The 16,132-nt window shown below is 34.4% G+C and carries 9 protein-coding genes; 4 read left to right on the forward strand and 5 right to left on the reverse strand.

Annotated features, from left to right (window positions below; translation table 11 throughout):
• Complete coding sequence (locus RM538_RS10665) at positions 1-966, forward strand: lysylphosphatidylglycerol synthase transmembrane domain-containing protein (RefSeq protein ID WP_311333421.1); 966 nt, start codon at positions 1-3, stop codon at positions 964-966.
• A 92-nt stretch (positions 967-1,058) separates the two neighbouring features.
• Positions 1,059-2,207: an alpha/beta hydrolase gene (locus tag RM538_RS10670; RefSeq protein WP_311333422.1), complete on the forward strand. Its 1,149-nt coding sequence runs from the start codon at positions 1,059-1,061 to the stop codon at positions 2,205-2,207.
• A gap of 71 nt (positions 2,208-2,278) precedes the next feature.
• Here RM538_RS10670 and RM538_RS10675 read toward each other — a convergent pair whose 3' ends face one another.
• Positions 2,279-5,107 (reverse strand): zinc-dependent metalloprotease, encoded by a 2,829-nt coding sequence (locus RM538_RS10675; RefSeq protein ID WP_311333423.1) that lies wholly within the window; start codon positions 5,105-5,107, stop codon positions 2,279-2,281.
• Between the two features lie 211 nt (positions 5,108-5,318).
• Between RM538_RS10675 and radA the strand changes: the two genes are divergently transcribed.
• Positions 5,319-6,680 carry a DNA repair protein RadA gene (gene radA, locus RM538_RS10680; RefSeq protein ID WP_311333424.1) on the forward strand — a complete coding sequence of 454 codons (1,362 nt, stop codon included), beginning with the start codon at positions 5,319-5,321 and terminating at the stop codon, positions 6,678-6,680.
• Here radA and RM538_RS10685 read toward each other — a convergent pair.
• Genes RM538_RS10685 through RM538_RS10695 form a run of 3 tightly spaced genes read right to left on the reverse strand, consistent with a single transcriptional unit; the run spans position 6,677 to position 9,456 of the window.
• Positions 6,677-7,717, reverse strand: a complete 1,041-nt coding sequence (locus tag RM538_RS10685) for an NADP(H)-dependent aldo-keto reductase (RefSeq protein WP_311333425.1) — start codon at positions 7,715-7,717, stop codon at positions 6,677-6,679. The genes radA and RM538_RS10685 overlap by 4 nt on opposite strands.
• Positions 7,718-7,720: 3 nt before the next feature.
• Complete coding sequence (locus RM538_RS10690) at positions 7,721-8,674, reverse strand: OmpA/MotB family protein (RefSeq protein ID WP_311333426.1); 954 nt, start codon at positions 8,672-8,674, stop codon at positions 7,721-7,723.
• A 17-nt stretch (positions 8,675-8,691) separates the two neighbouring features.
• Positions 8,692-9,456, reverse strand: a complete 765-nt coding sequence (locus RM538_RS10695) for an exodeoxyribonuclease III (protein WP_311333427.1) — start codon at positions 9,454-9,456, stop codon at positions 8,692-8,694.
• A 149-nt stretch (positions 9,457-9,605) separates the two neighbouring features.
• On the opposite strand from RM538_RS10695, the gene RM538_RS10700 reads away from it, so the two are divergent.
• Positions 9,606-13,037, forward strand: a complete 3,432-nt coding sequence (locus RM538_RS10700) for a DUF8818 domain-containing protein (RefSeq protein ID WP_311333428.1) — start codon at positions 9,606-9,608, stop codon at positions 13,035-13,037.
• 59 nt (positions 13,038-13,096) lie between these two features.
• Here RM538_RS10700 and RM538_RS10705 read toward each other — a convergent pair whose 3' ends face one another.
• Positions 13,097-16,048: a proprotein convertase P-domain-containing protein gene (locus RM538_RS10705; RefSeq protein WP_311333429.1), complete on the reverse strand. Its 2,952-nt coding sequence runs from the start codon at positions 16,046-16,048 to the stop codon at positions 13,097-13,099.
• Positions 16,049-16,132 lie beyond the last annotated feature (84 nt).

Genomic DNA, 16,132 nt, shown 5'->3' on the forward strand with positions numbered 1-16,132 from the left:
TTGAATAAAAGTCTTGCAACTTTTTTAAAAATATTTATCCCACTAGCTATCGGGATTTTTTTAATTTGGTATATCTATACCTCATTAACTCCAGAACAACTTAACGAAGTAAAGACACATTTTAAAAACGCAAATTATGCTTTTGTGCTACTATCTGTAGCCCTTAGTGTAATAAGCCATGTTTTTAGAGCGTATCGTTGGAATTTTATGCTAGAACCATTAGGGCATAAAGCTAAGCTAGCCAATAGTTTTATGGCAGTATCTGTAGCGTATTTAATGAATGTATTAATCCCAAAAAGTGGAGAAGTTTCAAGAGCTATTGTAATAGATAAATATGAGAAAATTCCTTTTGAAAAAGGCTTTGGAACTATTATTTCTGAAAGAGTAGTTGATTTATTATTTCTTTTAGCATTTACAATAACAGCTCTTTTATTACGCTTTGATGAATTATACAACTACCTAAAAGATATTATTCCTCAAAAAACCATTTATATTATTCTAGCAGCTATTGTTTTAATGCCAGTAGGGTTTTTCCTTTTTCTTAAGTTTTCAAAATCCAACATTAACAAAAAGATTAAAGATTTTATTTTTGGTCTAAAAGATGGGGTATTAAGTATTCTTACAATGAAGAAAAAAGGTGCTTTCATTTTACATAGTTTTATAATATGGGGGCTTTATATTTTATCTTTTTATACAGCTTCACTTGCGCTTGAAGAAACCTCTTTAATTACTTTTGGTACTATCTTAATTACCTTTGTTGTAGGGAGTTTTACATTTGCTTTTACCAATAGTGGTTTAGGCACGTATCCAGCAGCCATAATGGGTATTTTACTCGTTTTTGGAATAACAAAAGATGTAGGTACTGCCTTTGGTTGGATTGTTTGGACATCAAATATTGCTTCTATTATTTTGTTTGGTGTACTCTCTTTTATTTTCTTGCCTATCTACAACAAGGGAAGGGTATAAAAGAAAAACTTTATAACTCGCTCCAAAAATTACTATCTTTCCAAAAGAAAAACAATATTTCCCTTTACAAGGAAATGAAAATAAAATTTTCAATGAAAAAATCGCTCGTACTCCTTTTCTGTTTATTCATTAGTGTTTTTGCTTCAGCACAAATAATTTATGAAGAATTTAATTCTTCAAAGCTTGGAGAAACCCGAAGACTTAAAATACAATTACCTAGAAATTACGACAGCAATGTTGAAAAAGTTTACCCCATTGTTTTAGTACTAGATGCAGATTATCTTTTTGAACCTGTTGCAGGTAATGTAGATTACTTTAGCTACTGGGAAGACATGCCAGAGTCTATTGTAGTTGGAGTAATGCAAGGAGATAAAAGGTATGATGATTGTTATTATGACGACAAAAACTTTTTACCAGCAGATCAAGGTGCTGAGTTTTTTGAGTTCATTGGTTTAGAACTCATGCCCTACATAGATAACAATTATCGTACAGCAAAGTTTATTATTGCTGTTGGTCATGACTTTACAGCAAACTTTATTAATTATTACCTCTTTAAAGAGCCTTCACTCTTTAATGGGTTTATTAATCTTAGTCCAGACCTTGATCCTATGATGACCGAAAGGCTTCCGCAGCGGTTAGCTAGTACAGAGCAAAAAATATTTTACTACCTAGCAACAGGAACAGATGATATAAAAGGGCTTATGGAGGCTTCAGAAGATTTAAATACTGTCTTGAAAGGAGTCACTAATAAAAACTTTAATTATTACTATGATAATTTTGAAGGTGCTACCCATTATTCACTTGTAGGAAGAGGACTGCCAAATGCTATGGAGAAGATCTTTTCAGTATATAGACCCATTAGCAAGCAAGAGTATAAAGATGTTTTATTAAAGCTTAACACTCCAATACATGAGTATTTATTAGAAAAATACAAAACCATTGAAGACCTCTTCGGTTTAACTAATGCTATACGAGAAAATGATTTTCTAGCTGTTGCTGCTGCAGCCGAAAAGAAAAAACAATGGGAGTCTCTTAGAGAAATTGCTACTATGGCAAAAAAACAATATCCAGATACTGTTTTAGGTGATTATTATATGGGGCGCTATTATGAAGAAACTGGAGAACCTAAAAAAGCCATGCGTACTTTTCAAGGGGCATATGATAAAGAAGAGGTAGATTTTATTACAATAGATATAATGCTTGACAAAGCAGATAAGATTAAAGCAGATTTTGGGTATTAAAGCTTCCTTTAACCTTATTAAAAAAGCCCCTAAAATTAAGTTTTAGAGGCTTTTTTAAATTTCTATTTTACTTATTTTTTAAGTATTTGCTTAGTAATCAAACTATTGTCTGTTCGTATTACTAATAAATAAGTTGCCGTTTCTAACGATTGAATATTTAGAGTGATTTTATTTTCTGAGATACTTGGGTTAAACGATTGTACAAGTCTTCCAGTAATATCAAACAATTCTATCTGTTCTATATCAATACTATTAGGGTTTTCTATCTTAAGTATACCACTTGTTGGATTTGGGTATAATACTAATGATGAAAGTTCATTTTCAGAAACACCCAATACTTCTTCTGTAACAGTTAATTCGAAAACATGGTCAGTAGTATTTCCTTCATCATCAATAGCACTTAATGTAATATCATGAACCCCAATTCCAAGTAGTGTTCCAATAGCTGGATCTTGTATTATAGAAAGCGGCAATAAAGGGTCACTACAATTATCGGTTACAGAAACACCAACAGTAAAATCTTCTAAAGTATAATTACCACTACTATCTGCTTCTCTAGATTGGTCGTCTGGCAAGGTACTTTGGTCATATTCTGGAGCAATGGTATCTACTACTGTTACTGTTGCATCACAAGTTGCAACATTACCATTTACATCTGTTACTGTAAGAGTAACAATATTTGTTCCAATAGAAGAGCAGTCAAAACTAGAAATATTAATAGTTGTAGTGGCTACTCCACAAGCATCATTACTTCCATTGTCTATATCCAAAGCACTAATACTAGCATTTCCAGAAGCATCTAGGGGAAGTGTTATGTCTTGACAAATAACAGTTGGTAGTGAGTTATCAATAACTGTAACTAAAGCCGTGCATATGTTAATATTTCCATTATCATCTATAATAGTTAAATCTACAGATTGTACTCCTATATCATTACAGGTAAATACACTTTGCGAAAGAACTCGTTGGTCAATTCCGCAATTATCAAAGCTTCCGTTATCTATCTCTAGCGGGTCAAGTGTATATTGACCGCTACTATCTAAAGAAACTGTAATATCTTGACAAAATACTTCTGGAAGTGTTACATCCATGGTAGTAAGTACAATGCTACAATCAACTACACGTCCACACTCATCTGTAGCTTCAAAAGTAATTGTATTTGCTCCCGTACCACTAATTACTGTACCAGGAGCTGGTGACTGAGTTATTGTAGCAACTCCACATTCTGCAGTTGCTGAAATATTACTCAAATAATCTGGAACAACAAATTCACAGTTAGCATCTAGGTTTTCATCCATATCAGATAGTGAACATGTTATAACAGGTAAGGCATTACTAATAATTGTAAATACTTGCTCGCACTCTAGCATATTTCCATCATCATCTTCAACCGTATACGTTCTCAAAATTATCATTGGATCCCCTGGGCAACCTGTATCGCTAGATGTAGCTGTATCTGACGTAATAGTTGCACTTCCACATGAGCTATTTACTGTTACTAAAGAGGTGTTTGGAGCTGGAAGATCATCAATACATGCTAAGGTTTGATTTGTTATACCGCTACAATCTATTGACAAGCTACATGTAACACAACTTGTTAAACAATTTCCTGCTGCATCAACAGTATTGCTAATAACTGCAGATGGCTGTGGATGAAATCCTTCCGAAAAATTAAGGCCTACAGAGTTTATACAATAACTCATAATGGTTCCTTGATTAGCTGGCGGAGAACCTGGCAAAGGACAAGAGCCTTCTGTAAAACCAGAACAACTATCTATTGCTGTGTTGTTTCCATTCCAAACACACGCATGTGTGTGTCTTGAACCTAATAAATGTCCCATTTCATGGGTAATGATATATACATTAAATGAAGTAGTTGGTACATTGTTATAATTGTTACCAGAAAAACCACTAAAACACAAACTATTATCAATATTGCTATTACAAATTCCAGAAAAACCTGCAGCTAATCCTCCAATGTTTTGTACTTCTACAAGGTGTCCAATATCTCCATTCATTGAAGAAATCTGATTTTGAAATTCTCCCAACTGACCGCCTGTACTTCCGCTAGTGTATGGGTCTGGAGTTGTCCAAATAAACAGCTCTGAAGTTTGCATACTCACACCATCATTAGCATATAAAATATAGCTTTGTCCAAAAACACCATTTAGAAAATTTGTTGTGTTAGTTAAGTTTCCACCAAATGAGTTATAAACAGATTGACCCGCTTCTATATATACATTTACACAATCTCCAGGGTCTCTGGAGTCATATTCATAACTTAATTCTTCTGTAGTATAAGAAACTCCATCATCTTCCATAGTGCAGCCTCCTTCAAAGGCTTGGCGTAAAGTTGCATCTTCATAAACAATGTGTTTTGTTTGAGAATCTCGAAGTCTACCAAGTGTAAAGTTACCTTCAGAAGAAGAAACAAACCCTATTATTTCATTTCTGAAAACACTTATGGACACAAGAGAATTATCTACTCCATCAATAATTCCGCGGTAGTGCTTACTATCTAACACTTGAGATGTAATGTCTTGCCCATCACTTGTTCTTGCAATAAAGTCTGGTGAAAAAATATTCTTTTGAGCTAACTTTAAATGAACCGTTTCTCCACTTGACCTCAATGGCAATGTTAGCTCTATCACTTGTGGGTTATCTTCAAAAATTCTAGAAACTTCTTCTAGATTAATATCAAAAACAACTCCTTGTTCTACTGCTGTAGCATAATTAGTTCTAGCATCTTCAAAAGAAGAATTAAATAGGTTGTAAGATGTTACTTGGTTTGTATTTCGAAATTGCTGATTTACAAATTCTAAAACATTTTGAGTATGCTGTGCTTGTAAAGCAATAGCAAAAAATGAAAGTAAAAAGCATAAAGTAAGTCTACGTATCATACGTTAAAAAAAATTAAGTTTATTAAAAAAACATGTATAGAATTTATTAAAAAGAGGAAGAGTTCGGTTAGTTAGTTAATAATTTTCTATCTCACTAAATTATAATATAATAGACAAACATTATATACGTGTATCCACTTATTTAAAAGTCTATAAAACATTACTTCTTTTTGGCATAGTTAGTCTATAATAATTACTTTAGCTTTTTACTATGGCAAAAACAAAAACTACTTTTTTCTGTCAAAATTGTGGTGCACAATTTTCAAAATGGCAAGGACAATGTACTTCATGTAAACAATGGAATACAATTGCTGAAGAAGTGATACAAAAACCAGAAAAAAATAGTTGGAAATCTAGCGAAGCTTCTCAAAAAAGAGCCGCCAAACCTCAGCGTATTGCCGAAATATCTCAAGATATCACCAAGCGATTAGACACCAAAAACAATGAACTTAACAGAGTTCTTGGTGGAGGTTTAGTGCCTGGATCGTTAACCCTTTTAGGAGGAGAACCAGGTATTGGAAAGAGTACACTAATGCTTCAAGTAGCGCTCCTGCTTCCTTACAAAACGCTCTATGTTTCTGGCGAAGAAAGCGCACAACAAATTAAGATGCGCGCACAACGTATTCAATCAGAAGCCGAAAATTGTTTTATTCTTACTGAAACAAAAACACAAAACATATTTAAAAATATAGAAGAAATCACTCCAGATATTGTGGTAATAGACTCTATACAAACGTTACAAACAAACTATATAGAAAGTAGTCCAGGTAGTATTTCACAAATACGAGAGTGCACAACAGAACTTATACGTTTTGCAAAAGAAACCAACACCCCTGTTATTTTAATTGGCCATATTACTAAAGATGGAAACATTGCTGGACCAAAAATTCTAGAACATATGGTAGATACGGTCTTACAATTTGAGGGAGATCGAAATCACATCTACCGAATTTTACGTGCTAATAAAAATAGGTTTGGTAGCACAAATGAACTTGGTATTTATGAAATGCAAGGAAATGGGCTTAGGGAAGTAAGTAACCCTAGCGAAATTTTAATCTCTAAAAACGAAGAAGACCTTAGTGGAACTGCCATTGCCGCCACGCTAGAAGGCATGCGCCCGCTACTTATTGAAATACAAGCCTTAGTTAGTAGTGCAGTCTATGGAACTCCGCAACGTAGCGCAACGGGTTATAATGCCAAACGTTTAAATATGATTCTTGCCGTTTTAGAAAAACGAGCAGGCTTTAAATTGGGTGCTAAAGATGTTTTTCTAAACATTACTGGAGGCATTAGTGTTGATGATCCAGCAATTGATCTAGCAGTTGTTGCTGCTGTTTTATCCTCCAATGTTGATATTGCAATTGACAAACGAATGTGTTTTGCAGCCGAAGTTGGATTAGCAGGTGAGGTTAGACCTGTCACTCGAGTTGAGCAACGAATCCTTGAAGCCGAAAAATTAGGGTTTTCTTCTATTGTGATTTCAAAGTATTGTAAGCTTCCTAAGCAAAGCTACCATATTAATATTATTAAAGTAGCAAAGGTGCATGATGTGGTTAGGCATTTGTTTGGTTAAGGCGCAGGATTAGGCATTTCTTGGTGTACCTTTTCAATTTCTGATAGGATTTCTTCTGAAAGTAAAATGTTTATACTTTCTATATTTTCTGAAAGCTGGATTAAAGAAGTTGCCCCAATAATATTTGATGTCACAAATGGACGCGTATTTACAAATGCTAATGCCATTTGTGTAAGAGATAGCCCGTACTTTTGAGCTATTGTATTATACTTTGCTGTTGCCTTCAAAGAAGATGCGCTACTATATCTTGAGTAATTAGGGAATAAAGTCACCCTTGCATTTTCAGGTTTATTATTGTTTAGATATTTGCCTGACAACACACCAAAGGCTAATGGAGAATAGGGTAAATATCCAATGTTTTCCATTTGTAGGACTTCGGCTAAAGCAATTTCATCTCTGCGCTGTAGTAAACTATATGCGTTTTGCACAGAAACCATTTTAAGTTTGCCTTTACGATGTTCTTCCATATAGCGCATCACACCAAAAGGGGTTTCATTACTTAGTCCAATATGTCTTACTTTCCCTTCTTTTACAAAGTTTTCTAATCGCTCTAAAATTTCTGAAATATTATCTTCCCATTCTTGATTGGGTTTGTGATTATATTCTCTAACTCCAAAAATATTTACACTACGCTCTGGCCAATGTAGTTGATATAAGTCTAAATGATCTGTTTGAAGCCGTTTTAAACTTTTATGCAATGCATCTTCTAAAGAAGCAGCACTAAAATCTAGGTTAGGTCTAATATCTTTAAAAATGCCTCTGCCTGGGCCTGTTATTTTTGACGCTAATACAACCTTATCTCTATTTCCAGAAGCTGTTAACCAATTTCCAATGTACTGCTCTGTAAGTCCTTGTGTTTCCATTGTGAAAGGAACAGCATACATCTCTGCAGTATCAATAAAATTAATTCCTTTCTCTAGGGCAAAATCTAACTGCTCATGTGCTTCTTTTTCTGTGTTTTGGCGACCAAAAGTCATAGTACCTAAACAGATTTTACTAACTTTTAATGGTGTATTTGGAAGGGTAGTGTATTTCATGATTTATATCTCATTCAGCAATTTATTTATCTCATCAAGTTTTGGCGTTAGGATTACCTCAATCCTTCTGTTTTTTGCTTTGCCTTCAGAAGTTGTATTAGGAGCAATAGGCGCATATTCCCCACGACCAGCGGCTGTTAGATTATCCTTAGGAATATTGTTATTTTCGGTTAAAATATTAACAATAGCTGTCGCTCTTTTGGTAGATAAATCCCAGTTATTTTTAATGTTTCCATTTCCACCATATGGTACGTTATCTGTATGCCCTTCTATTAAAACAGCGATTTCAGGGTTTTGTGCTAATACACTCCCTAATGACACTACTGCTTCTCTTCCACGACTGTTTACAGCCCAACTACCACTCTCAAAAAGCAATTTATTTTCCATAGAAACATAGACTTTACCATCTCTTTGTTCTACGGTAAGACCATTGCCTTCAAAATTTGTAAGTGCAGCAGAAATGGCATCTTTTAATTGTCTCATTTTTGCATCCTTTGCAGCAATAATTCCCTCTAACTCATCTACGCGTTGTGAACGTTTTGCAAGTTCTTTTTCTAGTTTTGACAAACGTTCGCTTTCAGCATTTAATGCTTTCTCTTTTGCCTCTAACTGTTCTAAAAGCTTTCGGTTTCGTTCTAAGTTTTCGGTTAAATTTTCACTACTATTTGCTTCTAATGCATCATAAGAGGCTTTTAATGAGTTGTACTTAGTATCTAAAGCTGCTAGATCCATTTCTAGCTTTGTTTTTTCATTTTGAAGTTTATCTAGTTTTTCTTGTAGTTGCGCAACTGTGTATTGATTTGAGTTTCCACCTTCAGTATCAAGTTGCGCCATTAAAGATTTATTTTCAGTCTTTAATGCATCGTATTTTGCTTGTAAATCTTCGTAAATTTTTGAAGAGACACAACTTGAGGTTACTAGTAAACTTACTATTGCAATAGAAATGTATTTTTTCATTTGAGTTATTTCAGAAATTAAAAATGTAATTCAACCATATGCGGACAATGGTCACTATGAACGGCTTGTGAAAGTATAACGGCTCTCTTAATGTTTTCTTGTAATGGAGTGGCCACCATATTATAATCTATCCGCCATCCTTTATTATTTGCTCTGGCATTTGCTCTATAACTCCACCAAGTATAATTGTGAGGCTCTTTGTTTAAATATCTAAAACTGTCTACAAAACCACTTTTTATAAAGTTATCTATCCACTCTCTTTCTACAGGTAAAAAACCTGATACATTTTTGTTTCTAACTGGGTCATGGATATCAATAGCTTCGTGACATATATTATAATCTCCACAAATAACTAAGTTGGGTAGGGATTGTTTTAAAGTATCTATGTACTCTTGAAACAAATCCATGTATTCTAATTTATGTTCCAGACGGGCTATGTTTGTTCCGCTTGGCAAGTATAAACTCATTACCGAAACTTCATCAAAATCCACACGTATGTTCCTGCCTTCAAAATCCATCGATTCTATTCCAGTTCCATACTCCACATGAGTAGGCTCTTGCTTACAAAAAATAGCAACTCCGCTATACCCTTTTTTTTGGGCACTAAACCAGTAATGATAAGGATACCCTGCTGCTGCTATTAAAGCTGTATCTACTTGGTCTTTATTTGCTTTTGTTTCTTGGATACAAACTACATCTGGATTGGCTTGTTGTAACCATTCTAACAAACCTTTTCGCATTGCAGCTCTAATACCGTTTACATTGTAGGATAGTATTTTCATATTCATTCCCCGTTAAAACGGGCATCTAATCATTAAATTAATACTACCTCAAAAATAAACAAGCCCGTCTAGCCAGACAATGTTACTTACTGAAAGGTTTTACATAAGAAATCAACAAAATAAATTCTATAAGTAGTAGTTTTATAATAATGTTGAAGTACACATTACTTTTTATTTTTCTAAGCTTTGGTCTCTTGGGTTTTTCTCAAGACACTATTTCTAATTATAGAATAAAAAAAGTTATAGCTCAAGACACTATTACCATAGATAGTGTTGCTATAAATCCTTCACAGTTTACAATTACTTCAAAAACTGGAGTCGTAATAGATAGCACAAAATATCAAGTAGATTTTAGTAAAGGAATTTTGTTATTGCAGCCTGAAGTTTCTAATGCAACCGATAGCATTATTATTAATTATCTAAGATATCCAGATTTTTTAACCAAAGACTATTTTTTATTTGACCCAAAAGTTATTGTTGAAAACACAGCAGTTGCAGATAAATTAGTGAAGTTACAACAAAGTAATGTTACTAATAATTTTACTCCCTTTGATGGACTTACAACTTCTGGAAGTATTACAAGAGGTGTAACTGTTGGTAATAATCAAAATGCTGTGGTAAACTCGGAGTTAGATTTGCAAATTACTGGAAGACTTAATGACAAAGTATCTATTAGAGCCTCTATACAAGATGCTAATATCCCAACACAAGAAGGTGGGTATTCCCAAAGCCTAGATGAATTTGACCAAATATTTATTGAACTTTTTAGTGATAACTGGAATATTAGAGCCGGAGACGTAGACCTGCAAAATAATGGAAGCTATTTTGGACGTTTTACTAAGAAGGTACAAGGAATTTCATTAGCAGGAAAATTAAATAATAAAGATGGTTCTACTTTAAGTGCTTATGCCGCTGGTGCTCTAGTAAGAGGGGTTTTTCAGCGAAGTCAATTTACTGGACAAGAAAGAAACCAAGGACCCTACAAGCTTGTAGGGCCTAACGGCGAATTATTTATTTTAATTATTTCTGGAAGTGAACGAGTGTATGTAAATGGTTTACTACTCCAAAGAGGTGAAAATTACGATTATGTTATAGACTATAATGCTGGAGAAATTACTTTTAATACTACCTATCCCATTACAGCCAATATGCGTATTACAGTAGAATATCAATTTACTGATAGAAGTTATACTCGTTTTATAGGTTATGGAGGAGGAAATTACACTAGCGAAAAATTAGATTTAGGTACATATGTATATTCTGAAAGTGATGCAAAAAACCAACCCTTACAACAAAGCCTTACAGAAGAGCAAGTAGCTATATTACAAGCTGCTGGAGATAATATGGAGTTAATGACAGCACCATCTGCTGTGCCTGATACTTTTTCAGAAAATAAAACCCTATATAGAAGAGAAGTTATAAATGGAGAAGAAGTATTTGTTTTTTCAACTAATCCCGAAGACGAACTTTTTAATGTGAGGTTTACACTTGTAGGTAACAATATGGGTAATTATGTAATAAGCTCACAAAGTGCGATTAATAGAATTTTTGAATATGTCCCTCCTATTAACGGAATTCCTCAAGGTAATTACGAACCAATTATACAATTACAAGCACCCACAAAATTGCAGATAGGAGGTCTCAACGGAAGTTATCACCCCTCAGAAAAAACAACTATAGATTTTGAAGTTGCAGGAAGTAAAAATGACCTAAACCTATTCTCGTCTATAGACGACAGTAACAATAACGGTTTTGCTGGACGTCTTGCTGCAAAGCAACGTGTCATAACTACAACAGATAGCTTGCAAATAAACGCCACAGGAACTTTAGACTTTATAAATGATGATTTTAGAACCATTGAACGGTTGTACAACATTGAATTTACTCGTGATTGGAACTTGGTAAATCCACAAGGAAATCAACGATTTATAACTGGTGGAGCTGAATTTTTTTCACCTAAACATGGTTCTGGTCGCTATGAATTTCAGAACTTAGATTTTTCTGAAAATTTCTCAGGGATTAGACATGTCGCAGCTTCAGAAATAAAGCTTAATAAAATGAAGCTTATTACCTATGGAAGTTATCTTGATAGTAAAGGAGACTCTTTAAGTTCTACTTTTTTCAGATTAAATAACGCAACATTATATACACATAATAAAGGTTGGGTGGGTGGTAAAGTTGCCCTAGAAGATAACCAAGTAACTACAATAATAAATGATAGTCTTACACCCGTAAGCCAACGTTTTAACCAGTATGAAGTTTTTACTGGTATAGGAGATAGTACTAAGGTTTTTGTAGAAGTAGGATACCAAATACGTGCAACAGATAGTGTTCGAAGTAATAAATTGCAAAAAGTAAATACTTCTAATAACTATTATTTAAAATCGAGAATTCTTAGTAACTCAAATTCGCAATTATCCATATTTGCCAATTATAGGGTATTAAAAGATGAATTCATGGAAGCTAACGATATTGTTGAAAAAGAGAAATCACTTAGTAGCAGGATTTTGTACAGTCAATCATTACTCAAAAATGGCATAAGGCTTTCTACAGCTCTCGAATCTAGTAATGGAGTTATTCCCCAACAAGAATTTACCTATGTACAAGTGGAGCCAGGACAGGGGGTGTTTACATGGAATGATTATAATAATGATGGCATACAACAACTAGAAGAATTTGAGGTTGCACAATTTCAAGATGAAGCAACTTTTGTACGAGTCTTACTTCCCAACCAAATATTCTTAAAAATACGTCAGAATAAGTTTAGCCAGACACTAACACTAAATCCACAAAGTTGGTCTTCTGCAACAGGATTTAAAAAATTGCTTTCTAAGTTTTATAATCAAACTTCCTACACCTTAGACAGAAGAACACAAAGGGATAATAGCGCTTTTAATATTAACCCTTTTAATAGTGGTGAAGAAAGAGAGCTTGGGCTGGCTCTTAATTTTAGGAATGCTCTTTTTTTTAATAGAGGAAAACAAAAATATACTACGAGCTATACATTTTTAAGTACTTCTACAAGTAATTTAATTTCTTTAGGATTACAAGAAAATAAGTTACAAAGCCATCAACTATCATTTACTCATAAGTTTTGGGAAAGCTGGTTACTTAACCTTACAAGTGCATTAGGCGTTAATGTAAGTATCTCTGAGAACTTTGCTAATAGAAATTTTGAAATTGATAGTTATGAGGTTAAGCCAAAGGTTTCATATTTATTGAACCAGCAAACTAGGTTTGATGTTTTTTACGAGTTTTTGAACAAGGAAAACTTGTTAGGAGAACAAGAGCTATTAAACCAGCAAAAGCTAGGCACTTCTTTTGCGTATAATAATACCGAGAAAATATCTATAAACGGAGAGTTTAACTATATCTCTAATGATTTTAAAGGGAGTGCCTTTTCTCCAGTTGCTTATCAATTATTAGAGGGGCTTCAACCTGGAACAAACTTTACGTGGCGCTTATTATTTCAGAAAAGAGTTACAAAGTTCTTAGATGTTAATCTTACTTATTTTGGAAGAAAGAGTGAAACTTCTAGAGCAATACATACAGGGACAGTACAGCTGAGGGCATTTTTTTAAAAAAGAAAAAAGGGAAGCTGAATTAACAACTTCCCTTTAAAACTAAAATTCAATTTATATTATCTAACAACAATACGTTTTACGCTTGAGTAATTTTCATCTCCTAAACGGATAATATATACTCCTGAAGCAACATAAGACATATCCAATAAGTATTCATAACCATTTCCTGTATTATCCAAAGGATATTGAGACAGTTTTTGACCTAACATATTTGTTACACTCATAAGTAAGGTGTTATTTACACTTGTTGTATTTAATAACAATCTATATTGATCATTACCTTCATCAACAATGATTAGCTCACTACCATCTGGGAAGCTTTGGTCTTCAACAAAAAGAATTGGGTCTGAACATAACTGTAGTGACCAATCTTGTAATTGACCGCCATCTGCATTAGCATCATCTGTAATAGATAATGTCCAATCTCCTGCTGAGGATAAACCATCAAAATCTGACAAGCTTCCTTCTGGTTGGAAAGAGCCTGTAAATGGAGCACTTCCTCCAGTTATCGGACTTGAAGCTTCATCATCAAAAATAGTTCCTATCATATTGTCTCCTCCCGCACCATTATCTGTTGATAATTCTACAGAAGTACCATCAGGTCCAATCAAAAAGATATCTAAGTCTCCAGTAAAAGTATGTGTCAAATTCAACGTTACATTTACATCCTCAATACCAAAATCATCTGTTACTGTAATAATAGATTCTGTTACTGTTCCAGCATTAGGTCCAATAGGTTGGTTTGTGTCATTGGTAGAAGTACTACATGGTAAGTTTTGAACACCAATTGTAGTAGCATTATTACTTGGGTCTGCATCTCCAGCAAGCAATGTTCTAGCTTCAATAGCATACAATCCAATCGCAGATAAGTTAGCAGTTTGTGTAAATGAGTACGAAATAGTTGACCCAGCAGCAACTGTTGCTGCAACAGTTTCAACAACAGGAGTTCCGCCATCTACTGAAAATGATACGTCAAAACCAGATTGATCTGCAGTACCAAAGTTTTCAATTGTAACGGTAACTGTTTCGTCTCCTAACCCCTCTCCTGAAGTTGGTGATGTAATTTCTGAGACACCAATATCATTAGGCGCAATATGTTTTACTTCTTTTGAGAAGCTATCATTGCCTGGGTCTTCATCACCTGGTAAAGCAGTAGAAGATTCAATTAAATATGTTTGGCCTTCAATAGATAAATCTGCTTGTACCGTAAAAGTATAATCTACGGTTGCACCAGATGTAATAGTTCCAGGTACAACTCCCGCAATAGGAGCTCCACCATCTATTGTATAACTTACTGGTACATTTGAAATATCATTTAATCCAAAGTTTCTTACCGAAATTGTTACATCTTGAGGAGCAGATAGGTCTCCATCTACAGGAGCAACAATATCTACAACACCAGCATCTGTATCAAAGTCTGGAGCTACTTGAAAACGTCCAACAACATCACTTCTTCCAGGGAACATAAGTTCATTAATGAAATACATTCTTTTGTAATCAACCGGGTCAAGGTCTATCTTACTGTAATCTCCATAACGTAATCCAGGAATGTTTGCAGATCCCGCAGCTATTAATTGTGGAGCTATAGTCATAGTTCCATTAGGATCACTTGCTAGTCTTCCAGTATAATAACTAGATACAAACTCATTTGCAGTACCATTTCCAGTAGCAGTATTACCAAGTACAGAGAATCCCATACCAATATTACCTTGCGTATCCATAATCATACTTCCATGCCAAAAGTGACGTCCATCTGGGTCTGAAAATGTTCCTTCTTGTTCCATTACCCATGGATCTGTAGGGGTATCTCTTCTAAACTCATACCAACGTATAGCTGCTTGCTCTCCTCCACTTGGGTCTATATCAATTACAAAGTTGAAAATAGCACTCTCATATGTTGGAAACTTCTTGTATTGTGCTTGGTTCATAATAATACCTTGTAAAGCATCAATATCTGCTCCTCCGTTAGGTTGAGCTAAGTTAGCAAATGAAGTCCCATCAAAAATAGAAGTAAAAGGTGTAACTAATACTTCTTGTGGCGCAGAGATTGTTGAGTTTCCAGGTGTATCAAAATCTACATCAAGATCCCAAAACTTAATACTGTCGTCAGTCTGTCCTGCGTAAGCATCATCTTGGAAAAATATTATTGTTGCGTTTCCAGGAGCAGGGTATTGATCATCAGAGATGTTTAAGGCTTGCACACTAGCAAATCCTTGGTTGTTGAAATTAGGCAATGTAAATCCTTGGATTGACACATTACCAGCTGGTTCACCATCAAGCATTGCTTGACGTTCCATCGCATAAATTCTGTTACCTGATGATTGATCAGAAACATAATAACCATCACTCCAAACTGAAAGTTTTTGGTAATCGTTAATTGTGTTAATGTTATATACATTCCATCCAGAAGTTACTGGGTCTGGACCATCTGAAACAGCTACCTGTGCGCCACCTCCAAGAAATGATAAAACCCACCTTCCAGGAGTTGGATTTGATGCAGAAGTCGCTACAGGATCATACGAAACTGTTAAATCACAACATCCACTTGATGGGAAAATTGCTGGATTAGGTGATGTTTGTCCTACCAAAGTATTACCATCTTTATCGTATATAGCAAACCCTGTGTTAAATACTACAAATACATGATCTGGACCTACTGCAAGTGATGGATCTGTAGGTTGAGAGTTTGAGGTAGCTCCTGTCCATACAAGATCTGGCACTCTTCCAGGTATTTTTTGGTTTAGTCTATGTGGGTCTTGAGATAAAATATCTGTTTGTCTTCCCTTTCCAGGAATAACTTCTCTTTTAATTCTGTAAGATCTTCCATCTTGCGCTTCCTTTGGAGGTTTAACGGTAGATGGTGTCAATTCACTCATTCTTGATGCTAGGGACGGTACATAGGTATGCCCATCTGCAGTACCTACATATGTTGCACCTTGATCTTGCTGTGCATATATCATAGTAAATGCACTAAACAAAAATGTTAATAATGTAAACTTTAATTTCATTTTTAGGTTTTTGGTTAAAAAATTATGAGAACAATAAAAATAACATCTAAAATCGAATTAACAATGTTTTAAGAGTGATATTTC

The organism is Patiriisocius hiemis, assembly GCF_031846325.1.
Taxonomy (GTDB): Bacteria; Bacteroidota; Bacteroidia; order Flavobacteriales; family Flavobacteriaceae; genus Patiriisocius_A; species Patiriisocius_A hiemis.

Excerpts from the sequence above, each read along its gene's own strand:
- RM538_RS10670 (WP_311333422.1), top strand. The coding sequence starts at position 1,059 with ATGAAAAAATCGCTCGTACTCCTTTTCTGTTTATTCATTAGTGTTTTT.
- RM538_RS10675 (WP_311333423.1), bottom strand. The coding sequence starts at position 5,107 with ATGATACGTAGACTTACTTTATGCTTTTTACTTTCATTTTTTGCTATT.
- radA (WP_311333424.1), top strand. The coding sequence starts at position 5,319 with ATGGCAAAAACAAAAACTACTTTTTTCTGTCAAAATTGTGGTGCACAA.
- RM538_RS10685 (WP_311333425.1), bottom strand. The coding sequence starts at position 7,717 with ATGAAATACACTACCCTTCCAAATACACCATTAAAAGTTAGTAAAATC.
- RM538_RS10690 (WP_311333426.1), bottom strand. The coding sequence starts at position 8,674 with ATGAAAAAATACATTTCTATTGCAATAGTAAGTTTACTAGTAACCTCA.
- RM538_RS10695 (WP_311333427.1), bottom strand. The coding sequence starts at position 9,456 with ATGAAAATACTATCCTACAATGTAAACGGTATTAGAGCTGCAATGCGA.
- RM538_RS10700 (WP_311333428.1), top strand. The coding sequence starts at position 9,606 with ATGTTGAAGTACACATTACTTTTTATTTTTCTAAGCTTTGGTCTCTTG.
- RM538_RS10705 (WP_311333429.1), bottom strand. The coding sequence starts at position 16,048 with ATGAAATTAAAGTTTACATTATTAACATTTTTGTTTAGTGCATTTACT.